This is a genomic window from Martinezella sp. CNPSo 3890 (assembly GCF_057784455.1).
This window is the reverse complement of record NZ_JBXSOR010000006.1, coordinates 281116-307252: the sequence shown is the minus strand read 5'-3', so window position 1 is coordinate 307252 and position 26137 is coordinate 281116. Positions and strand designations below refer to the sequence as shown.

The following is a 26137-nucleotide window of genomic DNA, read 5'->3' as shown; positions in this document are numbered from 1 at the left end:
AATATATTTTATGCCTAAACCAAAGTCTCGGATAATACGCCGACTTCCGTGTGCGCCGACGCCAAGTGCCTGAGTATTCCTCAGATGCCTTTGAGCCACTTGACGGAATGTTATCGATAACATAGCCTTCTCTCATCGAAGCTTTGGGAGGAGCAGGATGGACAACGGAAAGCTGCTCGAATTTTCCGATATCACCAAGGAATTTGGCGGAACGCGCGCGCTGTCGAACGTATCTCTCGACCTGCAGCGGGGCGAAATTCTCGCGCTTCTCGGAGAGAATGGTGCGGGCAAATCGACGCTCATCAAGACCTTGGCAGGCATCTACAAGCCGGATGGCGGGCAGATCCTGTTTCGCGGCAAGCCCTATCATCATCGCCCGCCGCAACCCAATCAGCGCCAGCCGGTCGCCTTTATCCATCAGGATCTCGGGCTGATCGAATGGATGACGGTGGGCGAGAATGTCGGGCTCGCCCAGGGCTATTCCCTGCGTGGACGGCTGATTGATTGGCGGGCGACGGAGCGGCGCACCGCGGAAGCGCTAAAACTCGTGGGCTGCGATTTCGATCCGTCGACCCGCGTGCAGGAGCTGACCCGTACGGAAAAGTCGCTCGTGGCAATCGCCCGCGCACTCGCTGTCGAAGCCGACGTGCTTGTGCTTGACGAGCCCACAGCTAGCTTGCCCGCCGATGAGGTCGAGAAGCTTTTTGCCGCCATCCGTCCGCTGAAAGAGCGCGGCGTGGCCATGATTTATGTCTCGCATCGTCTCGACGAGATTTTCCGTATCGCCGACCGCGTCGCCGTGCTGCGCGATGGTCAGCTGGTGGGCCAGAAGCCAGTCTCCGAAACGACGCCGGATGAGCTCATTCGCATGATCGTCGGGCGCAAGGCGGACCAGCTCTTCGTCAAGGCGGAAAGAAGCGCCGAGCCTGCCATCGTTTCAGTAAAAGAGCTCACCTGCCGCGGCGCAGGACCTGTGTCCTTCGATATCCGACAGGGCGAATTGCTCGGGCTCGTCGGCCTGCGCGGCGCCGGTCAGGAATTGATCGGACGGGCGCTATTCGGTTGCGAGCCATCGCAGGGCAGCGTTCGCTTGAATGGGGCCGCACCCGACCTTTCCAGCACCGTCGCCGCGATGGCTTCAGGTATCGGCCTGATCGCCAGGGATCGGACGGAAGAATCCGTCGCCATGTCGCTCAGCCTGCGCGAAAATACCTTCCTCAACCCCGGCGCCTCCGGACGAAGCCTGTTTTCGTTCCTGTCTCCACGCCGCGAAGCAGAAGCTGCCTATTCGCTTGGCAGCCGTGTCGGCCTCAGGCCTAACGATCAGAGCCTTGCCATCGAAGCCCTATCTGGCGGCAATCAGCAAAAGGTGGTCGTAGGACGATGGCTGGCGACGGGCCGCAAATTGCTGATCGCCGAGGATCCGACTGCCGGCGTCGACGTCGGCGCCAAGGCCGACATCTATCGGTTGATCGCCGAGGCCGTCGAGGCTGGCCTTGCCGTTCTCGTCGTCTCCACCGATTTCGAGGAAATCGCTCATATCTGCCATCGTGCCCTGGTGTTTTCGCGCGGGAGGATCGTGCGCGAACTCAGCGGTGCCGACCTTACAACGCCGGCGGTTATCGCCGCCGCATCTGCATCAGAAGCGGCCTGAACCGGAGGAGAACACCATGCAATCGATCGAATCCAACGCGCTCGAGCCGACCCGCGCCGAGCTTTCGGCCATGAGCCTCGGCCAGAAGATCCAGCGCTTGCTGCCCGTCTATGGCCTCGTCATCCTGACGGTCTTCCTGATCCTGCTTTTCTCGATTCTGCTACCGCAGACATTCCCGACGATGCTCAATCTGCGTTCGATCATTTCGGACAAAACGATCATCGCCATCCTGTCGCTGGCCGCGATGATCCCGATGGCGGCGGGGCGCATCGATTTGACCATCGGCTACGGCATCGTGCTCTGGCATGTGCTGGCGATCAGCCTTCAGACGATGTTCGGCCTGCCCTGGCCGGTTGCGGTCCTGATCGTCATCGCGCTTGGCGCACTGACCGGCTTTCTGAACGGCCTGCTGGTGGAGATTGCCAAGATCGATAGCTTCATCGCAACGCTCGGCACGGGCACTGTTCTTTATGCAATCGCACTCTGGCATACGGGCGGGCGGCAGGTCGTGGGCATGCTGCCGCAGGGATTTTATGCGCTGAACGGCACGATGGTCTTCGGCCTGCCGATCACCGGCATCTATGTCCTGGCGCTTGCCTTCGTCATGTGGATCGTCCTCGAATATCTGCCGATCGGCCGCTATATCTATGCGATCGGCGCCAATCCAAAGGCTGCCGCGCTCAACGGCATTCCCGTCCGCCGCTTCGTCATCGGCGCCTTCGTTACCTCGGGAACGCTTGCCGCCATTGCCGGCGTCCTCCTTGCCTCCAAGCTGCGCATTGGCCAGGCAAGCGTCGGGCTCGAATATCTTCTGCCTGCATTGGTCGGCGCATTCCTCGGATCGACCACCATCAAGCCCGGTCGCGTCAACGTCTGGGGCACGATGATCGGCGTCATCATTCTGGCAGTCGGTATTGCCGGCATCCAGCAGTTCGGCGGCTCCTTCTATGTCGAGCCTCTATTCAATGGCGTCACCCTGCTCGTCGCGATCGGTATTGCCGGTTACGCCCAGCGCCGCCGCAGCCATGCAGGACGCATGGCCCCCGCCCAGGCGCCGCAACTTTCCGCCAAGCCGGCGGAGAAATGAAGATCATCTGAAGTTCGAATGTTCAAAGGGAGGAGAAGACATGAATCGTAGACAATTCCTGCAGGCCACGACGGCGATCCTGGTGCTATGCGCCGGCCAGGCCTATGCCGATCCGTTGGCGGATGCGAAGGCCGTCGTCGACAAATACGCAACCCCGGTCACCAAATGGGACGGCCCGACGACAGGCCCGAAGGCGCAGACCGGCAAGACCATCGTCGTGCTCGCGGGCGATCTCAAGAATGGCGGCATTCTCGGCGTCAGCAACGGTGTCGAGGAAGCGGCGAAGGCGATCGGCTGGGAGGTGAAGGTTCTCGATGGCGCGGGCTCCATCGGCGGCCGTACAGCGGCCTTCGGTCAGGCGATAGCGCTGCAGCCCGCCGGCATCATCATCGACGGCTTCGATGCCGTCGAACAGGCCCCTGCGCTGGAACAGGCGAAAGCCGCCAAAATCCCTCTGGTCGCTTGGCATGCCGGCCCGACCATCGGCCCCGACGACAAGAATGGGCTCTTCGCCAATGTCAGCACCGACGCCATGGAGGTCTCGAAGGCTGCCGCCGATTGGGCATTCGTCGATGCCAAGGGCAAGCCGGGCGTCATCATCTTCACCGACTCCACCTATGCGATCGCGATCGCCAAGGCCGACAAGATGAAGCAGGAGATCGAGCGTCTGGGCGGCAAGGTTCTCGAATATGTCGATACTCCGATTGCCGAGACATCGCAGCGCATGCCGCAGCTCACGACATCCCTCCTTCAGAAATACGGTGACAGCTGGACGCATTCGCTTGCGATCAACGACCTTTATTTCGATTTCATGGGTCCATCGCTCGCCTCCGCCGGCAAGAGCGGCACCGATGCGCCGATCAATGTCGCTGCCGGCGATGGCTCGCAATCGGCCTATGAACGCATCCGCGCCGGTCAATTCCAGAAGGTTACGGTTGCCGAACCCCTTAATCTCCAGGGCTGGCAATTGGTCGATGAACTCAATCGTGCCTTCGCCGGTGAAAAATGGTCCGGCTATCTCTCACCGCTACACGTCGTGACGGCAGACAATATCCAATCCGATGGCGGCCCGAAGAACACCTTCGATCCGGACAACGGTTATAAGGACGAGTATAAGAAGATCTGGGGTAAGTGATCCCAATAACGGGGGGTGGCCTGGCTTAAAGGCCGGGCCACATCATTCGACAACAACACTAAGCTTGGCGGCTGCTATCGCGTGCAATCAGTTGCGGCAAGATCCTGACATCAGGAATCGACTGCGTGCCATCGAGAATATCCAGGATCAATTGTGCAGTCCGCTCGCCGATCTCACGCGCGAAGGCATTGATCGTCGTCAAGGTCGGCACGCAGACCTCGCCGATTTCGTAATTGCCGAAACCACCGATGGAAAAGCGTTCCGGCACCGGAATCCCGAGCCGCCGACATTCGGTAAGTGCACCGTAGGCGGCAAGATCCGAGACGCAGACGACGGCTTCCGTATCGGGATAAAGCTCGATCAGCTTCGCCATGGCATTGGCGCCCTCCCGCATCGAGATCGGCGGCGATCCGGCCGCGATCAATCTCGATGCATCAAGGCCATGTGCCTGCATCGCCGCAATGAAACCGAGCCTGCGTTCGCTGCCGCGTGAATCCCGCTGGACGTCACCGCCGATAAAAGCGATGCGGCGGCAGCCGAGCGCGACGAAATGATCAACCATATCGCGCATGACGGCCCTGTTGGAAAAGCCGACATAGTGGCCGATCGGATTGGTCGGGATATCCCAGGTCTCGATCACGGGGATTGCGACGGTCTGCAGAAGTTTGCGGGCGCGATCGGTATGGGTGCCGCCGGTCACGACGATCGCCTGCGGTCTGCGGCGGAGCAGCTGCTCGATCAGCCGCTCCTCCTCTTCGACATCGTAGTTCGTATAGCCAAGCAGAATCTGCATGTCCCGCTTGGACAAAGTGTCCGAGAGGCCGCCGACCGTATCTGCGAAGTTGGCATTGTTGATGGATGGAATGGTAACGGCGACAAAGCCGGACTTTTGCGAACGCAGGTTGGACGCGGTGCTGTCGAAGACATAGCCCAGCTCCTCCGCCGTTCGCAGGATCGCCTCGCGCGTCTCCGGACTGACCAGGCTATCGGCCTTGAAGGCACGCGACACGGTCATGGGAGAAACTCCCATGACGCGGGCTATGTCTGCCATGGTCGGCGTTTTGCGATCGTTACTCATCAATGGCCTATGTTATCGTTACCATGAGAGTAATATGCCTCTTCCCAGAATGGCAAGAGGCGCTTTCAGCTATCCCGCCATGCGCGCAAGACACGACCGGCGCCGGGCATCGGAAAGCGTCCTGCGATGTTCTACAGCTGGAATTCATGGGCAAGCGTCACATGATGATGGATGCGTCCCTCGAAAAAGCGCGAGAGAACCGCTTCCGTCGCCGCACGTGCCTCCGTGCGTACCGGGCTTGCAAGCGCCTTCTCCACGGCGGCCATATCCGGATAGTTCACCGCCAAGATCATCGGGAACTCCGGGGCACCTTCGTCGCGTGCCTCGGCAAAGGTCACCCGCACGTCGAGGGCACCCGGAAACTGCTTCCACTTCGGCAAAATGGTTTCCATGACAGCCGTTCGAAACGCCTCTGCCTCTCCGTCTTTGACCTTGCCTTCGAATAATGCGTATCGGGTAATCATCCTGCGACCTCCTTGTTCGGCCCTTTGAAGAATTCCATCAGCGCGGCCTGATCCTCACCGCCAAGCCCGGAAGCCGTCAGCATGCGGTGTATCTCGGCACAAACCGCCGTCAGCGGCATGGCGGTATTGGTCCTGCGAGCGAGATCCTGAGCGCCGTTCAGATCCTTGACCATGTTGTCGATGCGGCCGGTGCGGCGATAATCCTTGCTGACGTAGCGCGGCATATATTCCTGCAGGATGGCGCTGTCGGCCCGTCCGCCCTTCAGCGCCTGCGGGATTTTCGCGGCATCGACGCCGGCATCGAGCGCCAGTTGCGTTGCTTCGGCGACGGCGAGGAAATTCAATGCGCAAAGAACCTGATTGATGAGCTTCGTGGTCTGGCCCGCACCGACGGGACCCATATGCGTGTAGTTCGAGGCCACATGGCGCAGGACTTGATGCGCGTCCGCGACATCCTGCTCGCTGCCGCCGGCCATCAGCGTCAATTGTCCGATCAGGGCCTTTGGCGCTCCACCGGATAGCGGGCTATCCACCCAGCGCAGCCTCTTTTCCGCTGCCTCTGCGGCAAGTGCCTTTGTCGCGTCGGGGTCGATCGACGACATATCGATGATCAGCGTGCCCGGTTTAGCACCTAACGCGATACCTTCAGATCCGAAAACGGCGGCATGGACGATCTTCGGCGAATTGAGGCTGAGGATGACGAAATCGGAAACGGCAGCAGCAGTCGCCGCACTGGCGGCAGCCGTCGCGCCTTTTGCAGTCAGTGCCGCGACCTTCTCCTTGTCGAGATCGAAGACAGTGAGTTGGTTGCCCGTCTCCACCAGGCGAGCGCCGATTGCTCCGCCCATTGCACCCGCGCCGATCAGCGCCACCTTGCTGGTCATGATTGCGTCTCCTCCAATGCAATTAAGATGGCCGCCACGACTTGATCCAGCGGCTGATCGATATCGACGGTGATCGCCTGCTCGTCGGCCCCCGGCGGCTCCAGCGCGGCAAATTGACTGTCGAGCAAAGCCGGCGGCATGAAGTGATCGCGCCTTGCCTGCAGACGCCTCAGGATCGTTTCCCTTGAACCGGCCAGATGGATAAACGAAACCGGCGCGCCGACGACCTCGCGGATCCGGTCACGATAAATGCGCTTCAGCGCCGAACATCCAATCAGCGCGATCTCATCGGCCAAGGTCAGGCGCTGACCGATTTTGTCGAGCCAGGGCCATCGATCGGCATCCGTCAGAGGAATGCCGGCGCTCATCTTCGCGACGTTGGCCGCGGGATGAAGATCATCGCCATCGACATAGATGCCGCCAACGCACGCTGCGAGTGCCGAGCCGACCGACGACTTGCCGCAGCCGCTGACGCCCATGATGACGAAGTGGCGCGGCATTGCGTCATCAAAGCGAAGCTGTGATGCCGCCGTCGACATAGAGCACATGACCGTTGACGAAGGAGGAGGCATCGGAAGCAAGGAAGATACAGGCGCCGACCAGTTCTTCGACGCGGCCCCACCGACCGGCCGGCGTGCGCTTTTCGAGCCATGCGGAGAAATCGGCATCGGCAACGAGAGCTGCATTCAACGGTGTATCGAAATAACCCGGCGCGATGGCGTTACATTGCAGCCCGTACTTCGCCCAATCCGTCGCCATACCCTTGGTGAGATTGCCGACGGCACCCTTGGTTGCCGTGTATGGCGCGATCGACGGGCGCGCCAGCGCCGTCTGTACGCTCGCGATGTTGATGATCTTTCCGGCGCCGCGCTTGATCATATGACGGGCGACGGCCTGGCCAACATTGAAAACGCTCGATATATTCGTCCGCAGCAGCCGCTCGAAGGCATCGGCGGGAAAATCCTCCAGCGGCGTGCGAAACTGCATGCCAGCATTGTTGACGAGAATGTCGATCGCGCCGCCCTCGGCCTCGAATGCATCGACGGCCTTGCGCGTAGCTTCATGATCGGTGGCATCAAATGGCAACATATGCACCTTGCCCTCGAAGTTCTCGGCCGCCTTGGCGAGTTTTTCCTTGTCACGGCCGTTAAGCACCAGCTCGGCGCCGGCGGCCGCCAAACCTTTCGCGAGCGCAAGCCCGATACCTTGGGAAGAACCTGTCACCAGGGCGCGCCGCCCCTTCAGATCGAAAAGACCAGCAGACATCGTTTCCTCCGTTTTTATCTCGACAATGGTCGCCTCCCTTGTTTATGTTATCGATAACATTTGATGTCAAGGGAGGACATACACGATGAGCAAGCCACCAATCCTGCAGATTGGCCCCTACCCGCCATGGGATCAAGAGCCGCTTGACACAGCGTTCGAGGTTCATCGCTATTTCGAGGCTACCGACAAGGAAAAACTACTTGCCCAGATCGGACCATCGATCAGGGCTATTGCCACCCGCGGCGAGCTCGGCGCCAATCGCGCTATGATCGAAGCCTGCCCGAAGCTTGAGGTCATTTCGGTCTATGGCGTGGGCTTCGATGCCGTCGATCTGCAGGCCTGCCGCGAGCGCGGCATTCGCGTCACCAATACGCCTGACGTTCTGACCAATGATGTGGCCGACCTCGGAGTTGCCATGATGCTCTGCCTGTCGCGCGGTATGATCGGTGCGGAGACATGGGTGCGTGACGGCAGCTGGGCACAAAAGGGGCTTTATCCCCTCAAGCGGCGTGTCTGGGGACGGCGCGCGGGCGTGCTAGGCCTCGGTCGCATCGGTTTCGAAGTCGCCAAGCGCCTGAAGGGCTTCGACATGCAGATTGCCTATTCGGACGTCGAGGCAAAATCCTACGCCTCCGACATGGCCTTCGTGGCCGATCCCGTCGAGCTCGCGACACAATCGGATTTCCTGTTCGTTACGCTCGCTGCTTCAGCGACGACGCGGCACATTGTCGGTCAGAAGGTGATCGAGGCGCTCGGCCCGGAAGGGATGTTGATCAACATCTCGCGCGCCTCCAATATAGACGAGGAGTCACTGCTTGACGCGCTGGAAGCCGGCAAGCTCGGATCGGCGGCACTCGACGTCTTCGAAGGCGAGCCGAAACTCAATCCGCGCTTCCTGGCGCTGAACAATGTGCTGCTGCAGCCTCACCATGCCTCCGGCACGGTCGAGACGCGCAAGGCCATGGGTAAGCTCGTGCGCGACAATCTCGCCGCTCATTTCGCCGGCCAGGCGCTGCCGACACCCGTTCTTTGAGGGAGAAAGACATGAAGGCCATCATCGCCCACGCCGCCAAGGATGTGCGCATTGAGGATTATCCGGAGGAAGAACCGGGTGCGGGAGAAGTGAAGCTGAAGCTCGCAACCGGCGGCGTCTGCGGCAGCGACCTGCACTACTATCATCACGGCGGCTTCGGCACCGTGCGCCTGAAGGAGCCGATGATCCTTGGACACGAGGTCAGCGCGACCGTCACCGCACTCGGCCCGGGCGTGCAAGGGCTCGAGATCGGTCAGCTCGTTGCCGTCTCCCCCTCCCGCCCATGCCGGACTTGCCGCTACTGTCTGCAGGGATTGCCCAATCAGTGCCTCAACATGCGCTTTTATGGCAGCGCCATGCCCTTCCCGCACATCCAGGGTGCGTTCCGCGAGACGCTGGTGGCCGATGCCATCCAATGCGTGCCAGCCGATGGTCTGACGCCGGGTGAAGCGGCCATGGCAGAACCTTTGGCCGTGACCTTGCATGCCACGCGTCGCGCGGGCGAGATGCTCGGCAAGCGCGTTCTCGTGACCGGCTGTGGTCCGATCGGCGTTCTCTCGATCCTGGCCGCACGCCGTGCCGGTGCCGTCGAGATCGTCGCAACCGATCTTTCGGATTTCACCTTGTCGCTTGCTAGGCAAGCGGGTGCCGACAGGGTCATCAATACAAAGAACGAGCCCGAAGCGCTTGCCGCCTATTCCGCAGACAAGGGCACTTTCGACGTGCTCTACGAATGCTCGGGCGCTGCCGCTGCCCTTGCCGGCGGCATTACCGCATTGAGGCCGCGGGGGATTATCGTACAGCTTGGTATCGGCGGCGACATGAGCTTGCCGATGCTGGCGATCACGGCCAAGGAACTGGAACTACGCGGCTCTTTCCGCTTTCATGAGGAGTTTACCGTCGGCGTCGATCTGATGCGCAATCGTCTCATCGATGTGCGGCCGCTCATCACCCATACGGTACCGCTTGCCGACGCGATCAGCGCCTTCGAGATCGCTTCGGATCGAAGCCAGGCGATGAAGGTGCAGATCGCCTTTACCTGAACCGAAACGGCGCGAAATCCACCGATCGAAAGCGAAAATGGATTTCGCGCTCAGGTCCGGCCTAGTCGAGATCGGCGCCGATCGCTTTGAGCGCAGCGCGCGCAACCTGCTCGTCCTGCTCGCCTGACCCGGAACCAACGCCGATACCGCCGACAAGCGTGCCGCCGACACGGATGGGCAAGCCCCCGCGCAAACCCGTCATGCCACCATGGGTCGCGATCGCCAGCGGCACTCGCGCATGCTCCGGCAGCGAATGGCTCGGCCCGCCGATGGAAGCAGCCGTCTGTGCCTTGGCAGTGGCGCTTTTCAGCGACTGAAAACGTGAACCGTGCATGCGGAAGGACCCTAGCATCACGCCGGATTGATCGACGATGACGATGCATTGCGGCTGCCCCATCTGCGAAGCAGCCGAGATCGCAGCGGTCAACAACGTCATCACTCCTTCGTCGCTAAGACACTCGACGCCAGAACATGGCTCATGCACTATCCTCCCGACTTGCGGACTTTATTGAATATGTTATCGATAACACATCGATCTCTCGATGTAACCTTATGGGAGGTATTGTTACAATGTCGTTCTTCGAGATCATGGACCCGGCCTTCGGGAAATTTGTTCTTGGCAATGCTCCCGTCAAGCAGATCGCCACCGGTTTCGACTGGGTGGAAGGGCCTGTCTGGTTCGGAGATCTGAACTGCCTGCTCTTCTCGGATATCCCGAATAACCGCATCATGCGCTGGATACCGGGGCTAGGCACCAGCATCTTTCGCGAACCCTCGAATTTTTCGAACGGCCATACGCGTGACCGGCAGGGCCGGCTTGTGAGCTGTGAGCACGGCGGCAGGCGCGTCACGCAGACCGAATATGACGGCTCGATCACGGTTGTCGCCGACCGCTATCAGGGCAAACGGCTGAATTCGCCCAACGACGTCATCGTCGCCTCGGACGGCGCCATCTGGTTCACCGATCCGCACTACGGCATTGCGACGGACTACGAAGGATACAGGAGTGAGCAGGAGCTGCCCTGCAATGTTTATCGCGTCGATCCCGATGGCTCCATGCAAGCCGTCCTGACAGATTTCAACTGCCCGAACGGCCTCGCCTTCAGCCCTGACGAGAAGAAGCTTTATGTCGCCGATACCGGTCGTATGCATGGCAGCGATCCGCAGCATATCCGGGTCTTCAATGTCGGTGAAAACTGGCGGCTATCCGGCGGCGAAGTATTTCATGCGATTTCACCGGGCTGCGCCGACGGCATGCGCCTCGACAGCGATGGCAATCTCTGGTCGTCGGCCGCCGACGGTGTGCATTGCATCGCCCCCGACGGCCATCTCATGGGCAAGATCCTGGTGCCGGAAACGGTCTCCAACCTCTGCTTCGGCGGCCGCGGCAAGCACAAGCTGTTCATCACAGCGACGACCAGCGTTTATTCGATCTCGCTCAACCGAAGCGGCGCACTTTAACACCAGGGCTGGGACCGCATTACGAAACGATCCGTAAAGCGGCGCAGCAACAAGGACAGCCCTATCGAGGCTTCGGAAAAGCCAGCGATCCTGGATTGCTTGGAGACCGGTAGAGACGTTCAATACGGAAATGCTGCAGCGACAATCGCCGGGATCATCTGGCGATCGTCGCTGTCGGATGACGGAATATCAGCGCAGGTCGGCTTGCGATACGGAACGTACCGCCGCATGCGCAATCGACGCGAGATTGGCGGACAAGGCGCGTTCTTGCCTGCGTGCAGCATCCTGCAGCAGATCCGCCATCCGGGTTATGGATATGCGATCTGCGCGCATGACCTGGCGGATCAGCGGATCTTTAAGAACTTCGGCGATCGTCAAGTCCCTTTGGGTCATGGTTACCTCCTGTTCGTTAGCGCAGAAGATAGACCGCTTAATTAGCACTGCGATGTCAAAAGCCGGACAAAAACAAGGCAGTTCGTTCAATTTTGTTACAGATTAATCGCAAATCGAATGAACGGACATATTCCCAAAATACAATAGGACCCTAGTTGTCGGCTAAGGAAGGGTTGATCAATTGCGATCAGCCTTAAGTGGGAGGGCCGTTTGCTCCGCGAACGCGCAACGTTTTTGCAATAAATTAGACCATAATTTTGCAACTTTTGCGTTTATAGTCTCGCGGTGCTGCGGCTCTGTAGTGTAACACCAACGATCGGCCACGCGATGTACTCAGATCAGTCCACAGAAGACGAGCGTCTCATCTATCATGCAGATCTTCTCAGCCAGCTCTCCAATCCCAAGCGCCTGGAGGTCTGTATTCATCTGTCCGGCCATGAGGAAGATGTGAACAGCCTGGCCAAGAAGCTGGGCATATCGCAATCGGCGCTCAGCCAGCACCTGACCCGCCTGCATCATTCCGGTATCGTAAAAGTGCGCCGTCAGGCGCAGTTCAGATATTATACCTGCGATCATCCAGGCGTCCTGCAGATCCTGAAGACGCTTGCCGGGATTTTCGACGCCGAACTCAAACCGGCGAGACCGAAGACCGGCGACAATGACGATCACGACAAAAAACCATGACAAAGAGCCGATGCGGCTTTGCCGCCATCGGCCACCGAATGCGAATTTCGGATGTCGATGGATCGCGCAGGCATGCTATGGCCAATCGCAATTGCTCACACGCCGCGCCTGTTTCCCCAGATAATCACATGCAATTGCGGCAGCACCCTCGCTTCGAACCATCGGTCATCGCCGACCTTTTCCACGAGCCAGCGCATCCTTTCGACGATGCCGTCGATATCGACAAGCGCATCTTCTGCATCGGCTGGCGGCGGCGTGTGATTGCCGGGTTGCAGATAGACGGACAATTGGGGATAGCGAGCGGCCGCGTCCCGCGCATATTCATAGTCGAGATCGTCGAATATGACGATCTTCAAAGCGATTTGCGGTCCGTCGCCTGCCATGCGCAGACAGTCGTCGAAGGCGATCCAGTCCGTCGTCATGCCACTCGAAGGTGGCTTCGGGCTGAGCACCAGCACATCGAGTTCGGCAAACCACTCCTTGGCCAGGCTCCCTTGAGTCTCCAGCGCGAAGCGATATCCCTCCGCATGACCGCGTGCAATCAGCGGGCCGAGCGGCTGGATCGCGGGATTGCCGCCGGAGAGCGAGATCGTCAGCGGCTTACCGCCGGAAAGCCGTGTCACCTCTTGCCAGATCTCATCGACCGGCATCGGCCGCCATTGATCGCGATAGTCGCTGTCGACGGCATGCAGCGTATCGCACCAGGAGCAGCGATAATCGCAGCCACCGGTGCGCACGAAAATCGTCGGAAGACCGATCAGGATCCCCTCGCCCTGAATCGTCGGCCCGAAGATCTCGCTGACGCGGATGAGCGCGCCGCTCATGGCCGGTATTCCGCCCAGGTCTTCGGCGTCTCGCTGACCCGCACAGCGGATGCTTCCGGCAATCGTTCCTTGCACCAGTCGTAGAAATGCTTGGCGAGATATTCGGACGTGACGCGATCGTGTCCGAAGACATCGTTCAGATGACGATGATCGAAGGTTTCATCGATATAGCGCTTTAACGGCTGTAGCTCATGATAGTCTCGCACGAAGCCGTTCTGATCGAGTTCTGTTGCCGAAAGCTCCACCACGACGATGTAATTGTGCCCGTGCATGCGCGCGCACTGATGATCATCAGGCAGATGCGAAAGCTGATGCGAGGCGGAGAAGTGGAATTCCTTGGTGATGCGGTACATCACTTCACCTCTTCGGCCGAAAAGCCCGATGTCGCAGCAATCCAGAAATCGGCATCCTCATATTCGGTCGGATCCTCAATGCCGGCGAGATGAAAGGCCTCGCGCCGCTCAACGCAGGTGCCGCAGCGGCCGCAATGACGTTTCCCGCCTTTGTAGCAGGACCAGGTTTCGGCAAAGGGGGTCTTGTGCCGGGCACCGTCGGCAACGATATCCGCCTTGGAAATCGTCACATAGGGCGCATAGAGTGAAACGCTGGCATAGCCGTCGAGCGCATGGTGCTGCATCTGCTGGAAAGCGTCTATGAAACCCGGGCGACAGTCGGGATAGATGAAATGATCGCCGCCATGAACCGCGACGGCAACAGCGTCCGCTTTTTGCGCAGCCGCAAGCCCGAAGGCGATCGCCAGCATGATCGCATTGCGGTTCGGCACGACCGTCGCCTTCATGGTTTCCTCGGCATAGTGCCCATCCGGCACCGCGACATCATCTGTCAGAGCCGATCCGGTCAAATGCTTGCCGATGGCGGTGATGTCGATGATCTCATGCGGCACGCCGAGACGCTTGGCGCAGGCGCTTGCGAATTCCAGCTCCTTGCGGTGCCTTTGACCGTAATCGAAGGAGACGAGGCCGATAAGCTGATATTCGGCTGCGACCTTATGGGCGAGCGAAACGGAGTCCAATCCGCCGGAGCAGATCACGATAGTCTTCATAATTCAGGATCCCTTGTTTTGACCGGGTGGGCTGCGACCGGATTTCATGGGCTCTTCAAAGCCACGGCCGGCTCACTAGCAGCAGAACCGGGAGGAAACAAGGCATTCCGCAACATTTCATGGCAACGCGCCGGCACCTGCCGGCGCGTCGAGGTTTTGTAAGGCCGTCAGCTGACCCCAGCAAACTTCCCGGAAATATTCAGATCTGGATAGTAACCCGCCGGCTTGCCACCGACCGTTTGGCCGCCCGTCAAGCTGCCCTGGATCTCCGAGCCGAAGAAGGAATAGGGGAAAGTCGCCTGCAGGGCGCTGACCTCGTCCAGGCGCCGCCGCAGTTCGTCCGGTATCGTGAACTCAAGGGCGCCGAGATTGTCCCTCAATTGTTCCAGTTTCGTGGCGCCAATGATGATCGAGGCAATACCAGGCTGGGTCATCGCCCAGTTGACCGCGACCTGCGCCATGCTGCGGCCGAGCTCGGCCGCCACCTTCTCCAGCTCGGCAACAACAGCCCAATTGCGCTCGTTGAATTTCTGGAAACCTGGATTGGTCGTACCACGCACGGTTTCCAGCCGGCCGGCGGTCTGCCCCTCACTGCTCGGCCGATATTTGCCGCTCAGCAGACCGCTCGCAAGCGGGCTCCAGGCCATGATACCGGCGCCGTAACGCGTTCCGAACGGCACGAATTCATTTTCGATGTTGCGTTCGACCAGCGAATATTCGAGCTGAAGTGCGGAGATCGGCTCGTAGCCGCGATGTTCGGCGACCGCCTGGGCTCTGCTGGCGTACCATGCCGGAACATCGGACAAACCAACATGCCGCACCTTGCCGGAGCGGACCAGGTCATCGAAGGTGCGCATCACCTCCTCTGGCGGCGTAAGGCGATCCCAGCAATGCATGAGATAGAGATCGATATAATCCGTGTTGAGCCGTTTCAACGACCCTTCGACGGCCCGCAGGATATTCTTGCGGCCATTGCCGGCCGCATTCGGCGTTTGTGCGGTAAGGTTCATGGTGAACTTGGTTGCGATGACGGCGTCGTCGCGCAAGCCGCGCTCGGCGATGAATTCACCGAGCCAAGCCTCAGACGTACCGCCCGTATAGGCATCGGCAGTGTCGAAGAAATTGCCGCCGGCGTCGACATAAGTATTGAAGATCGCCCGTGCCGTTTCCTTGTCTGCCCCCCAACCCCATTCCGTGCCGAAGGTCATGGTGCCAAGGGCAAGCCGTGTTACCTTCAAGCCGCTATTGCCCAGCGTATAAAATTCCATGCTCATCGCTCTGCTCCTCTTTGGCTAACCGGGCGTATCGACGACCGACCCGGCGATGCGTAATGCACCTAGAGTCGCTGTTTTCGGGCTATTCGATAAGATTATTTAATTTGCATGCATTATGCGATATGGTGCAGCAATGGATCGCGATCTGCTGCCACATCTGCCCATCGTCGCCGCAGTGGCCCGCCGCGGAGGGTTTGCCGCCGCCGCCAGCGAACTGGGCATGAGCGCATCGGCCGTTAGCCATGCCGTTCGGCTCGTGGAAGAACGGCTCGGCCAGCCCCTCTTTGCCCGCACGACGCGGAGTGTGGCGCTGACCGAGGCCGGCAAGAGCCTGATCGCCACCATCACCCCGGCGCTGCAGGACATTCACGACCGCATCGAGCGTATCAGGGCCGTCAAGGGCAGGCCAAGCGGACTGTTGCGCATCAACGCATCCCGCATCAGCCTGCCGCTGGCAGTCACCCGCGTGATCGCAGCGATGGCCGAACGCTATCCCGAAGTCGAAGTGGAAATCTTCTCCGATGAAAGGCTGACCGATATCGTCTCCGAGGGTTTCGACGCCGGCATCCGCGTCGGCGAAATGATCGCGCAGGACATGGTCGCCGTTCGCCTCACCCCTCCTTTCCGATCCATCGTCGTCGCTTCGCCTGGATATATCGGGCGTTTCGGGCGTCCAAACACGCTTGCGGAGCTCTCCAACCATAATTGTATCGGTTACCGCCTGATCCGCTCCGGCGGCCTTTATCAATGGGAATTCGTCGAGGATGGGCGGGATGTCGCGGTGACGGTGAATGGCCAGGCGATCGTCACCGAAGCACATTCGGCCATAGAGCTGGCCGTTGCAGGCGTGGGATTGGCCTATGTCTTCGAACCGCTGGTCAAGGCGGAGATCACATCCGGCAGGCTTGTCCACCTTCTAGGTGACTATGCGGTGACGGAAGCAGGCCTTTTTCTCTACTTTCCGCGTCGTGCCGAGCTGGCCCCGAAACTTAGGGCTTTCATCGACACGGTACGACAGCTCAATCGTTGAGTCGCTCCTCGGCGGGCAAAAAGCGCCATTTGCTTCCCATCGACATGCTAACGAATGGTCAAATCGCGCAGCCATTGTACGAAATACGCACGAAATGCAGCGCTGGATCGCGATCCAGCTGAATCGCGATTGCCGTCTCTCACGGCACTCGGCAGTCATAGTTGGAAAGCTCCGCCAATGAGGGCATGCATGGGTTCGGGGCATTCGCCCTCGCCTCCTGTCGGTCGGATTGGCAGCCTCCCGGTCTGAAAGAGGAACTCGTGCAAGATATTTCGAAGAGAAAGCCGCCCAGCCCGATCGATATCGAAGTCGGCAAACGCATCCGCGCGCAACGGCGCCTGCTGGGTATGAGCCAATCGGCGCTTGCCGAAAAACTGGGCCTGACCTTTCAGCAGGTTCAGAAATACGAAAAAGGCGCCAACCGTGTCGGCGCAAGTCGCCTGCAACATGTTGCCGACTGTCTTGGCGTCCCGATCTCGCACTTCTTCGATAACGCAGCCTTCGACAACCCTGTTTCGACCGAGGAAGCAAGAGTGATCCGCAACGACCTCGTCGGTTTCATTTCGTCCGAAGAAGGTATTGAGCTCAACCGAGCCTTTGCAAAGATCAAGGATGTGAGGACCCGACAGAAGATCGTCGGCCTGCTCAAGTCGCTGGCGTTGACTTAAAGCAATTCCGGAATAAGTGCGCGGCGGCTTTCCGTCCGAATTTACGAAACAAAGTGATGGAGCGGTTTGACGATTCCGTGAAGCCCCAAACCGCTTCAGCCTTCATTGCCCCGCCAATTCAATGCTTCGCCGTCAGCTTGTGATACGTGGCGTACGAATGACCTTCAGGAACAGAGCGTTCATCGCGTCCGAGATGCCTTGCGTCGGACTCACCTCGAAATAGAGGCCGGGTGAGGCGCAAGTCTGCAAATTGGTGCCGATCTGCGATTGGAAGGGTGCGATCCACTGGTTGTACCAAGGGTTTGTCGGCAGGGGAAAATAGGTCGTATAGAGGATAGCAATCTTGATGTTCTGGTTCTTCAAGGGCTGACAGAAGGTGGTGTCGAGCGGCTCTTGGCAACGCCCGCCGGTCGTCGGCTTGGTGCAGGTGTTTGGCTTCTTGCTGTCACCGACGCCGTCAGTGACAAGGAAGAGGACCTTCTGACGATCGGAAGTGGTTTTTCCGCTGCCGCCCGTACCAATGATCGGCCCGAGTTGCGTCAGCACCGTATCAAAACTTGTATCCTCATCGCTGTTGTCGTTCTGTCCTAGAACAACCATCAGATCCACGTTGTTCTTACTGACGGCACCGCTAACCTGCGCCATATCGGATGACAGCGGCGATACGTTGGTCAAGCCAATTGTCGTCGTGTCTTTGCCGAATGTATAGACGGCCATTCTGTACTGATCGGGTGTTACTCGGTTGTGCACGGCGGTATCGGTCAGCGACTGTGTCGCCTGGCGAACGACGTCGATACGCGTATTGATCTTCAGTACATTCGTCGCAAGATTGTAATAGTCGCTCGTTGAACCTTTAATATGGCACGCAAAGGCACATTTGTCTGACGTGTTTGCCACCATTTTATCAATATCGGCCATGGTAGCGCCGATCCCCATGGAAGGCGTGTTATCGAGCAGCATGTAGAAATCCATGAAGTTCGCCGTCTGATACTGCGCAGATGCCGAGCCGCTGACGGGAATAGACGTCTTGCCGATGACCTGGCTTAGTGTCGTCGGTACGTTCGCCGAAAAATTGACCGTGGAAGAGACGATATTTCCCGTGCGCGTTACCCCGGCGCTGACGCTGACCGGTATATTCTGAAGATCGCTGGACGCCTGGCCGTAGAAGAGCTTGTTGGCGTCGCCTTGACCGATCGTGACGGTGCCGTCGCTTGTCATCGCCATGGCAGCCGCAACCGCCGGAGATGAATCCGCGATTGCACCCACAGCAGCGGCGTCGGCGGCATTTTGCAATTCCGTTCTGACGAGCATCGCATTGGTGACATCGAGCGCCAGCCCCCCCACCGCAATCAACGGAACGGCAATCAGCGCCGTCGTGATTGCGAAATTCCCCGAACGGTCCGTAAACAGCATCCCTGATAGTTTGCGCAATGCGACAAACGATTGTGGATAGATCCTGAATCTCTTCACGAGCAAGCTCTCTGTAGCATAAGTTGTATTTTCAAAACATTCGCGAAACGAAAGTATTATTACTTTCAAATATACTTATTTATATTATCGAACGAAAATATTTAGATTCTCATAAGAGCAAACTTCTTATTTATACTGCAAAAATTGAGAGGAAATTTACCAAGAATACAGGATATAGTCGTCGATCCCGTGGTCGAATTGAATGAAGTTCGATACGGTACTCACACTCCGACGGCCTTAAATCGGGCATAAACCGAACATTTCATGAAGAAAGACGCATGATCCGCAATATATACGCGAGGCAGGCACCATAAACATAACGCAAAAATTGCAAATCTACCCTAAGTGTCTTTACCCGATTTTTAGTGTTTACCCGCGAAAGCAATCGCCATCGATTTCAGGTGCGGCAGCCGTCGTTGCAACTGTCTTCTTCGCCCTGATGGCTATGGTTGGGATCTTTACGTGCGCGTTCTTTCCTGCATCTTCACGGAACACAATCTGTGGCTCGTTCTTCTCGCGGCGTTCGTCTGCGTCAGTGGCGGCTGGATCACGCTCAATCTGCTCAAGCGAGCCGAAAGGACGCTCGAACTTCAGCGTGGCGGCTGGATCTTTCTGACCGCCGTGGCGGCTGGATCTTCGATCTGGTGCACGCATTTCATTGCCATGCTGGCCTACGAGGTCGGTGCGCCGGTCACCTTCGATCCGATCCTGACGATGGCCTCCTTTCTTTTGGCTGCCATCGGCTGTGCCGGCGGTTTTGCGATCGCCTTGTCGCGCGTGCCGCGCGTTGCACCGGAATTCGGCGGAGCCGTCGTCGGCCTTGCCATCACCACCATGCACTATACAGGCATGCTGGCCTATCACGTCGACGGGATCGTTGAGTGGAACCAGGGCTATGTTGTCGCCTCGGTCGCACTTTCGGTGATTTTTGCGGCGCTTGCGCTCAATCAGACGGTGCGCCGGCCTTGGCAGCTCTCCCCGATCGCCGGCCTCGCTCTTTTCGTCATCGCCGTGGTTTCGCTTCACTTTACGGCAATGACCGCCGTATCGGTCACCCCGCTTGTAACCGGCGCAGCCATCGCTGACGCCTACGCACTGAAGGCCATGGCCGTTGCCGTAGCGGGCGGTGGGTTGCTTATCATCGGCACCGGCGTGGCAAGCTATATGATCGACGAGCGAGCCTCGCGCGAATCCATCGAAAAACTTCAGCATATGGCCCTCAACGACCTGCTGACGGGCCTGCCCAATCGCAGCAGCTTTGCCGACCATCTTCAACGCGAGATGGGACATGCCAGCGAAGACGGCGTAAAGCTTGCAGTCATCGGCATCGACCTCGATCGCTTCAAGGAAATCAACGACCTGCGAGGACACAAGGCTGGCGACCAGGCACTCAAGGCGATTGGACGCCGGCTGCTCCGCCTCGTCAGGGACGGCGAGTTCGTCGCACGCGTCGGTGGTGACGAGTTTGCCGCGGCCAAGCGCTTCCGGGAGCAGAGCGAACTGCTGGATTTCGTTGCCCGACTGGAGAAGGTCCTGTTCGAGCCCATCCGGATCGACGATTTCGAGACGGCGACAGGGGCCAGCATCGGCGTTGCCGTCTATCCGGACGATGGCGTCGACCAGGAGCGCCTCGTCAGCAATGCCGATCTCGCAATGTATCGCGCCAAGGCCGATATCGGCCGCGCAGTCTGCTTTTATGAATCCAAGATGGATGAAGCTGCCCGCGCCCGTCATACGCTGGCCCAGGACCTGCGCCGCGCTGTCGAACTGGATCAGCTCGACCTGCACTATCAGGTGCAGACCTCGGTTCGCACAGGGCAGATCTGCGGCTACGAGGTCCTCGTCCGCTGGCATCACCCCGAGCATGGTGCTGTGCCGCCTTCGGAATTCATTCCGATCGCGGAAGAAAGCGGCACGATCCTTATCATCGGCGAATGGGTTTTACGCACGGCCTGCAAGGAGGCAGCGTCATGGGAGCAGCCCTACAAGATCGCCGTCAACCTATCACCCGTACAATTTGCTCATGCCGATCTCGCAAAACTCGTTCATGCGATCCTTATCGAGACCGGCCTTGCTCCGTCGCGGCTGGAGCTTGAGATTACCGAATCCACAATCATTGCCGACAAAACTCGTACTTTACATGTCCTGCGACAGATCCGGGCTCTTGGCGTGACCGTTGCCATCGACGATTTCGGAACAGGATATTCGTCGCTCGATACGCTTCGCTCCTTCCCTTTCGACAAGATCAAGCTCGATCGCTCCTTCATGAACGAAGTGGATCACAGCATCCAGGCAAAAGCGATCGTCCGCGCCGTGCTCACGCTCGGCAAGAGCCTGGATATCCCTGTTCTCGCGGAAGGCGTCGAGACCAACCATCAGCTCGAAATCCTCCGTGTCGAGGGTTGCGACGAGGCGCAAGGCTTCTTCCTCGGACGGCCGAAGCCCGTCGGGCAGATCTTTCAAGAGGAGACGTCCGTGGAGGACGATGAAGCATTGGCATTTTCCGGCCGGTTGCCGCCCTATCGCATGCGGCGTCGCTAGGACGTTCCTCACGCGTCAATGCAAAATCCGCAGCAATTACAGGGCGCAGACCTGCGCCTCCTTTCCTTCTTCGATTTGGTCAGCCGCTCCGTTCGCAATATCAGATCGAGCGGTCCGAAACCTCGCCGATCCATTCGCTCGCGAGCTCGATTGCAACTGTGGAGCGGATATCGAGAGCATTGGCGGCCACGAGAAGCTCATAGCGACCGGCGATAGCTCGAAATGTTCCCGTCTGCTCGTCGAAATAGCTCAGATCGCGTGGGCGCACGACAAGCGAAGCCGTCCCCCTTTCACCCGGCATCAGCCGAAGCTTGGCAAAGGCACGTAACTCCTTGTCCGGCCGCTCGACTGCCGAAGCAGGCGCGCGCACATAAAGCTGCACGAGTTCGGAACCGGTTCTGTCGCCGATATTGGTGACATCGACCATGATGGTGATGCCCTCCGCGCCCATCGTCGTTGCCGAAGCTTGCGCCTCGCCCCAGGAAAATCGCGTATAGCCAAGACCGAAGCCGAAGGGGAACAGGGGCTCGATATCGCGCGTATCGTGATGACGATATCCGACGAAAACGCCCTCGGCGTAGCGCACATGCCCATCCTTGCCAGGATAGACCGACGCATCACCAACCATGGCGGAGTTATCCGACAGGTGCTTCGGGAAGGTCTGCGGCAGGCGCCCGCCGGGCTCGACATCGCCGAAGAGCACATCGGCAACGGCGTGGCCGAGTTCCTGGCCGGGATACCACATCTGCAGCACGGCCCGAACCTTGTCGAGCCATGGCATCTCGATGGGACCACCGGTCTGCAGCACGACAATCGTATTGGCATTGGCGGCCGCCACCCGGTCGATCAATTCCTCTTGCCGGCCCGGCAGACGCATGTCAGGCAGATCGAGCCCTTCCGTATCCCACTCGCCATCGCGGCCGACGAAGAGCAGAACGACATCTGCATCGCTTGCTTTTTGAACGGCATCCAGCATGGCCTCTTCACCGAGCGGCTTCTCCACGCCGAAGCGTACCGCCGTCAGATTGATCCCCTCCTCGGTCGTCGCGGAAGAGCAATACTCCACCGCCACCTTGTAGCTCTGTCCGGCTTCCAGATGGATGCCTTGCCGCTGCTCGACATTGGCCGTGCCGAAATAATTGTCGCCTCGGGCCCAGCCGTCATAGCCATTCACGACGAGCTTGTCGTCGACAAAGAGCCTGGCAAGGCCTGCATTCGTCATGCCGAATACGTGCTCGCCGCTCTCCGTCGGCACATAGGATGCCGTCATGCGGGCGGAGAACTCATTGGGATCGAGTTCCGAGGACGGCAGGTCGAACCAGAAGAATTCGCCCTTGCTTGCCGTTTCGGTGGCGATCACCGGTCCTGCAAGATCGCGGCCCTTAAAATACTCTACCCGCATCTCACCGGAGAAGACATTGATGAGGCGATTGTTGCGGCAGCCGGGGGCATGGTGAATGCTGTTGGCATTCGATAGTGCCTGCCGGATGCCTTCCAATGGGCTGACCCTGTAGTGGGCGGCAATCTGGGCGCTGCCGCCGCCCATGACACGCGCTTCGGCAGCATTCGGACCGATAACCGCCACATGCCCAAGGCCTGCCTTCTGCAGCGGCAGAATGCCGTCGTTCTTCAAGAGCACGGCACCCTCGGCCCCGAGCTCGCGGATCAAAGCACGATCCTCAGGCAGATCGAGCGCGTGTTCGCTCAAATCGGGCACCTTCTCGAAGGCGCCGACACGCTCCAGCAATGTCAGAATGCGGCGGGCGGCTTCGCGCACCGTCTTCGGCTCGACCTCGCCGTTGCGGACTGCCGCCACCAGCTTTTTGCCACGGTCGCGCGTCGGACCGGGCATTTCGAGATCGAGCCCGGCATTGATGGTCGCCGCCGTCGAATGCGAACCGAACCAGTCCGACATGACGATGCCGTCGAAACCCCACTCCTGTCGCAAAACTTTGGTCAGCAGCCAGGGATGCTCGCTCGTATAGGTGCCGTTCAGCCGGTTGTAGGAGGACATGACGGCCATGACGCCAGCCTTCTTCACAGCCTGCTCGAACGGCGGCAGATAGATTTCGCGAAGAGCACGCTCATCGATATCCGACGACATCGTCTGGCGCTCGATCTCGGATTCATTGCCGGCGAAATGCTTGATCGTGGCCGCAATGCCCTGGCTCTGCACGCCCTCGATATAGGCAACGGCAAGCGCGGCCGTCAGCATCGGATCTTCCGAATAGCATTCGAAATTGCGGCCGTTGAGACCGGACCGGTGAATATTGACCGTCGGCGCCAACAGCACCGAGGCGCCCTTGCTCTTGGCCTGACCGGCAAGTGCCACACCCATGCGCTCGACAAGAGCCGGATTCCATGTCGCGCCAAGGGCGATGGCGACGGGAAAGCAGGCGGCATTGACGCCCGCAACCAGCGAGCCGGCACCGCGGGCTCCGTTCGGCCCATCCGTAACCTTGATCTTCGGAACACCGAGGCGCTCGACCGGCACCGTGGTCCAGAAATCGGCGCCGGACAGCAGCGAAACCTGCTCTTCAAGCGTCATCCGGTCGAGAATATCGTCGATCATAAAGGCCTCCCGAGCAATTCGCTGGCTGTTCCATCGTCCATCCGCGATGGAGATTCGCATTTAAGACCAACAAATCATAAACACGCCAGATGTTCTTCCGATAGTGCGATATGTGAATGAAATTCCATATCTTTTTTTGCCGACATTCAGGTCGCAGCCGCTACGGAGCACGCTTCGCAACCGATCGGAAATCATAAGTTCGGCACAGGAATGGACGTCCCTGATTGCCGTACCGGTCAAAAGCGCCGGTTCGATAAAATGCGAATAATCTTTTTCCGAATAAATTTGACCGCGTCGGATTTCATGAGCCCAACTCATGGAGCCGAGTATGCGTTCACTTCTAGTCGCTGCAAGCTTTCTCTTCGCCGCCGGCCTGCTGTTTTCGACGGCAACAACGGCAAAACCCGTGGCCAATACCGCCGCGGCACACGCACATCAGTTTGCGCGTGAGGTGACGGATGCGAGCGTGCCCGTCGGCTGGACGAGCTTCTGCAAAGCGCAGCCAGCCGAATGCGTGGCTGGCCAAAAGAGCGTGGAGTTCGCCGATCTCGATCATGACCGCTGGGAGCAGCTGCAGCAGATCAACAGCCTCGTCAATCATGAGATCGAGGGTGTCGGCGACAACGATCATTACGGCATCTACAAGCTCGGCATCATCAACTGGTGGACCTATCCCGACGATGGTGCCGGCAACTGCAATGACTATGTTCTCTTAAAGAAGAAATTGCTCGTGGAAGCAGGCTGGCCGCGATCTGCTCTGCTGCTGACGGTCGTCCTCGATACCCATAACGAAGGACATCTTGTCTTGATGGCGCGCACCAATAATGGCGATCTCATCCTCGACAATCTCACCGATACGGTGAAAAACTGGAGCGGAACGGGCTACACTTTCATCAAGCGCCAGACGGCCGATAATCCGAACAATTGGGTTCGGCTGGAATCCGGTCGCACACCCGAAGAGCTTGCCATGATCAGCAAGGCACTGGCGTCTCACTCGCAGTGATTGGCGGCCCAATAGCTGTCGACCAGGCCTTTCCCATCCTGGTCCAGAATGGCAAAATTGCCGGGGATGACGACGAAGAAGCGTTCTGCACCTTCCGCACCGGCGCCGTCATTCGCAGTTCCCGTATCGACACGACCGCAAACGACGAAGCCTGGCATTCGTTCGCTCGGCTTGGCTTCCAGAATATGGATAGCTGAGGGCGGCACCTCTATTCGCCGCGCGACCGCCGCCTTGGCCAGCGCCGGAACATCCGCCATCGTCGGCAAGGCTTCGCCGGGGGCGGCTGCAAGCAAGATGCTCCCTGCGATCACGAGATGTTGCATCGACATCCTTTCGAAAGCCCGGACCACGGGAACGCAACCCTGGACGGCCATATCCCCTATGCCTGTGCAGCCGAGAGCTGCTTTGATCGAAGTTTATTGTGATTCGTGAGACGGAAGAAGCTTACGCTCTTGCCTTCGGATAGCGATCGCGTATCAAGATCGTCCCCGCGCCGGGGAATATTTTTGGAAAGCCACTTTGCGAATGCGAACACGCCTGTCGATACTCCCGGCACTCGGTCTTCTTTTTATCCTTGCATTGACGAACGCGGTTTCTGCGCGTGAGCTCGTGCACGTGCCGCCAGGCAATCGCAACGGCGTTCAGCCGCCCATCCCCAATACTTCGGTACTGCGGGCCAAGGCCTTCAACACCACCTACGACGAAAAATATCAGAAGATCATCGGCGTGCTTCGCGACGACAAGGAGCTGATGGCCTCGATCAGGAAGGCCGGGCAGGCCTATGGGATCGACCCCATCCACATTGTTGGCGCCCTGGTCGGCGAACACACCTACAACATCACGATCGTCAACAGGGTGAAGTCCTACTACGTCAAGGCGCTCGCCTATTCGCAGTCCGATTTCAAGTTCGCCTATAAGGACGTGACGGTCCAAACCTTCCTGAAGAAGCCGGAATTCGCCCATTGCAACGCCTTCACCGGCAGCGCCGAACTTTGGGAATGCCGCGACGAGACCTGGGACAAGAGTTTTCGAGGCAAGGTCATCGATGGTGTCACTTATGAAAACATGACGTTCCAGCGCGCGTTCTTTCAGCCCTTCTTTGCGGGCCAGACCTTCGGTCTTGGCCAGATCAGCCCTTTGACCGCCCTTGAAGTCACCGATCTCGTCCACGCGACAAGCGGCCTGCCGAAGCTATCGGTCGATGATCCGCAGGCGATCTATCGCGACATCATGGATCCCGATCGCAGCGTGATCTATATTGCCGCCATCGTAAAGGATGCCATTGACGCCTATCGCGCGGAGGGCTTCGACATCACCGACAATCCCGGCCTGACGGCTACGCTTTACAATGTCGGCCAACCGCGCCGCCGTGCGGCTGCCCTGCGGCAGGCGGCGGATGCTTCGGGCGGGAAGAAATTACCGGAAGAAAATTATTATGGCTGGCTGGTGAACGACAAACTGCCGGAGCTTCGTGGGTTGCTCGGCAGCGACAATAGCCAGTAAGCCGTCA

General features: G+C 59.0%; 26 protein-coding genes. 12 read left to right on the top strand and 14 right to left on the bottom strand.

Annotated features, from left to right (window positions below):
- Window positions 1–157 precede the first annotated feature (157 nt).
- The 3 genes from AC13RC_RS17660 to AC13RC_RS17650 are packed head-to-tail and all read left to right on the top strand — an operon-like array spanning window position 158 to window position 3876.
- A complete protein-coding gene (locus AC13RC_RS17660) occupies window positions 158–1654 on the top strand; it encodes a sugar ABC transporter ATP-binding protein (protein WP_488557969.1) in 1497 nt (498 codons plus the stop codon).
- 16 nt (window positions 1655–1670) lie between these two features.
- Window positions 1671–2741, top strand: a complete 1071-nt coding sequence (locus tag AC13RC_RS17655; RefSeq protein ID WP_069615586.1) for an ABC transporter permease — start codon at window positions 1671–1673, stop codon at window positions 2739–2741.
- Between the two features lie 40 nt (window positions 2742–2781).
- Window positions 2782–3876 carry an ABC transporter substrate-binding protein gene (locus AC13RC_RS17650; RefSeq protein ID WP_113407361.1) on the top strand — a complete coding sequence of 365 codons (1095 nt, stop codon included), beginning with the start codon at window positions 2782–2784 and terminating at the stop codon, window positions 3874–3876.
- A gap of 58 nt (window positions 3877–3934) precedes the next feature.
- Here AC13RC_RS17650 and AC13RC_RS17645 read toward each other — a convergent pair whose 3' ends face one another.
- From AC13RC_RS17645 to AC13RC_RS17625, 5 genes are all read right to left on the bottom strand, one after another.
- On the bottom strand, window positions 3935–4954 hold the full coding sequence (locus AC13RC_RS17645) for a LacI family DNA-binding transcriptional regulator (RefSeq protein WP_488557968.1): 1020 nt from the start codon (window positions 4952–4954) through the stop codon (window positions 3935–3937).
- 131 nt (window positions 4955–5085) lie between these two features.
- Window positions 5086–5418: a hypothetical protein gene (locus AC13RC_RS17640; protein ID WP_113332781.1), complete on the bottom strand. Its 333-nt coding sequence runs from the start codon at window positions 5416–5418 to the stop codon at window positions 5086–5088.
- Complete coding sequence (locus AC13RC_RS17635) at window positions 5415–6302, bottom strand: NAD(P)-dependent oxidoreductase (RefSeq protein ID WP_488557967.1); 888 nt, start codon at window positions 6300–6302, stop codon at window positions 5415–5417. The genes AC13RC_RS17640 and AC13RC_RS17635 overlap by 4 nt, the downstream gene beginning before the upstream one ends.
- Window positions 6299–6802 (bottom strand): gluconokinase, encoded by a 504-nt coding sequence (locus tag AC13RC_RS17630; protein WP_488557966.1) that lies wholly within the window; start codon window positions 6800–6802, stop codon window positions 6299–6301. Before AC13RC_RS17630 ends, AC13RC_RS17635 begins: the two co-directional genes overlap by 4 nt.
- Window positions 6803–6809: 7 nt before the next feature.
- Complete coding sequence (locus AC13RC_RS17625; RefSeq protein ID WP_488557965.1) at window positions 6810–7568, bottom strand: SDR family oxidoreductase; 759 nt, start codon at window positions 7566–7568, stop codon at window positions 6810–6812.
- An 85-nt stretch (window positions 7569–7653) separates the two neighbouring features.
- Between AC13RC_RS17625 and AC13RC_RS17620 the strand changes: the two genes are divergently transcribed.
- Window positions 7654–8601 carry a 2-hydroxyacid dehydrogenase gene (locus AC13RC_RS17620; protein WP_488557964.1) on the top strand — a complete coding sequence of 316 codons (948 nt, stop codon included), beginning with the start codon at window positions 7654–7656 and terminating at the stop codon, window positions 8599–8601.
- Between the two features lie 11 nt (window positions 8602–8612).
- Window positions 8613–9644 (top strand): L-idonate 5-dehydrogenase, encoded by a 1032-nt coding sequence (locus AC13RC_RS17615; protein ID WP_488557963.1) that lies wholly within the window; start codon window positions 8613–8615, stop codon window positions 9642–9644.
- Window positions 9645–9705: 61 nt separating this feature from the next.
- Here AC13RC_RS17615 and AC13RC_RS17610 read toward each other — a convergent pair whose 3' ends face one another.
- Window positions 9706–10080, bottom strand: a complete 375-nt coding sequence (locus AC13RC_RS17610) for a GlcG/HbpS family heme-binding protein (protein ID WP_488557962.1) — start codon at window positions 10078–10080, stop codon at window positions 9706–9708.
- Window positions 10081–10214: 134 nt separating this feature from the next.
- Between AC13RC_RS17610 and AC13RC_RS17605 the strand changes: the two genes are divergently transcribed.
- Entirely contained in the window at window positions 10215–11105 is an 891-nt protein-coding gene (locus AC13RC_RS17605; RefSeq protein ID WP_488557961.1) for an SMP-30/gluconolactonase/LRE family protein, read from the top strand.
- A 189-nt stretch (window positions 11106–11294) separates the two neighbouring features.
- On the opposite strand, the gene AC13RC_RS17600 is transcribed toward AC13RC_RS17605, so the two are convergent.
- The gene (locus tag AC13RC_RS17600) at window positions 11295–11498 is read right to left on the bottom strand and encodes a hypothetical protein (RefSeq protein ID WP_113332788.1); all 204 of its coding nucleotides are present in this window, start codon (window positions 11496–11498) and stop codon (window positions 11295–11297) included.
- A 327-nt stretch (window positions 11499–11825) separates the two neighbouring features.
- Here AC13RC_RS17600 and nrcR point away from each other — a divergent pair, with 327 nt between their 5' ends.
- Window positions 11826–12182 (top strand): transcriptional regulator NrcR, encoded by a 357-nt coding sequence (nrcR, locus tag AC13RC_RS17595; protein WP_113332789.1) that lies wholly within the window; start codon window positions 11826–11828, stop codon window positions 12180–12182.
- Window positions 12183–12277: 95 nt separating this feature from the next.
- Here the strand turns inward: nrcR and queE are convergent, their stop codons facing one another.
- The 4 genes from queE to AC13RC_RS17575 form a co-directional block, all read right to left on the bottom strand.
- Window positions 12278–13006: a 7-carboxy-7-deazaguanine synthase QueE gene (queE, locus tag AC13RC_RS17590; protein WP_488557960.1), complete on the bottom strand. Its 729-nt coding sequence runs from the start codon at window positions 13004–13006 to the stop codon at window positions 12278–12280.
- Window positions 13003–13359 (bottom strand): 6-carboxytetrahydropterin synthase QueD, encoded by a 357-nt coding sequence (queD, locus tag AC13RC_RS17585; RefSeq protein ID WP_113332791.1) that lies wholly within the window; start codon window positions 13357–13359, stop codon window positions 13003–13005. Before queD ends, queE begins: the two co-directional genes overlap by 4 nt.
- Window positions 13359–14069, bottom strand: a complete 711-nt coding sequence (gene queC / locus AC13RC_RS17580; RefSeq protein WP_145323775.1) for a 7-cyano-7-deazaguanine synthase QueC — start codon at window positions 14067–14069, stop codon at window positions 13359–13361. Before queC ends, queD begins: the two co-directional genes overlap by 1 nt.
- A 167-nt stretch (window positions 14070–14236) precedes the next feature.
- Window positions 14237–15343, bottom strand: a complete 1107-nt coding sequence (locus tag AC13RC_RS17575; RefSeq protein WP_488557959.1) for an aldo/keto reductase — start codon at window positions 15341–15343, stop codon at window positions 14237–14239.
- 133 nt (window positions 15344–15476) lie between these two features.
- Here AC13RC_RS17575 and AC13RC_RS17570 point away from each other — a divergent pair, with 133 nt between their 5' ends.
- The gene (locus AC13RC_RS17570) at window positions 15477–16373 is read left to right on the top strand and encodes a LysR family transcriptional regulator (RefSeq protein WP_488557958.1); all 897 of its coding nucleotides are present in this window, start codon (window positions 15477–15479) and stop codon (window positions 16371–16373) included.
- Window positions 16374–16633: 260 nt separating this feature from the next.
- Window positions 16634–17041 carry a helix-turn-helix domain-containing protein gene (locus tag AC13RC_RS17565; protein WP_113352489.1) on the top strand — a complete coding sequence of 136 codons (408 nt, stop codon included), beginning with the start codon at window positions 16634–16636 and terminating at the stop codon, window positions 17039–17041.
- A gap of 132 nt (window positions 17042–17173) precedes the next feature.
- Here AC13RC_RS17565 and AC13RC_RS17560 read toward each other — a convergent pair whose 3' ends face one another.
- Window positions 17174–18454 carry a TadE/TadG family type IV pilus assembly protein gene (locus AC13RC_RS17560; protein ID WP_269245642.1) on the bottom strand — a complete coding sequence of 427 codons (1281 nt, stop codon included), beginning with the start codon at window positions 18452–18454 and terminating at the stop codon, window positions 17174–17176.
- Between the two features lie 519 nt (window positions 18455–18973).
- Between AC13RC_RS17560 and AC13RC_RS17555 the strand changes: the two genes are divergently transcribed.
- Window positions 18974–21052, top strand: coding sequence for a putative bifunctional diguanylate cyclase/phosphodiesterase (locus AC13RC_RS17555; protein ID WP_488557957.1), 2079 nt, complete (start codon window positions 18974–18976; stop codon window positions 21050–21052).
- Between the two features lie 100 nt (window positions 21053–21152).
- Here the strand turns inward: AC13RC_RS17555 and AC13RC_RS17550 are convergent, their stop codons facing one another.
- A complete protein-coding gene (locus AC13RC_RS17550) occupies window positions 21153–23624 on the bottom strand; it encodes a glycoside hydrolase family 3 C-terminal domain-containing protein (protein WP_488557956.1) in 2472 nt (823 codons plus the stop codon).
- 328 nt (window positions 23625–23952) lie between these two features.
- Between AC13RC_RS17550 and AC13RC_RS17545 the strand changes: the two genes are divergently transcribed.
- Window positions 23953–24627, top strand: coding sequence for a transglutaminase-like cysteine peptidase (locus tag AC13RC_RS17545; protein WP_145323785.1), 675 nt, complete (start codon window positions 23953–23955; stop codon window positions 24625–24627).
- On the opposite strand, the gene AC13RC_RS17540 is transcribed toward AC13RC_RS17545, so the two are convergent.
- Window positions 24615–24950 carry a hypothetical protein gene (locus AC13RC_RS17540; RefSeq protein ID WP_069615711.1) on the bottom strand — a complete coding sequence of 112 codons (336 nt, stop codon included), beginning with the start codon at window positions 24948–24950 and terminating at the stop codon, window positions 24615–24617. The two genes, AC13RC_RS17545 and AC13RC_RS17540, sit on opposite strands and share 13 nt — an antisense overlap.
- A 202-nt stretch (window positions 24951–25152) precedes the next feature.
- Here AC13RC_RS17540 and AC13RC_RS17535 point away from each other — a divergent pair, with 202 nt between their 5' ends.
- A complete protein-coding gene (locus tag AC13RC_RS17535) occupies window positions 25153–26130 on the top strand; it encodes a DUF1402 family protein (RefSeq protein ID WP_488557955.1) in 978 nt (325 codons plus the stop codon).
- Window positions 26131–26137 lie beyond the last annotated feature (7 nt).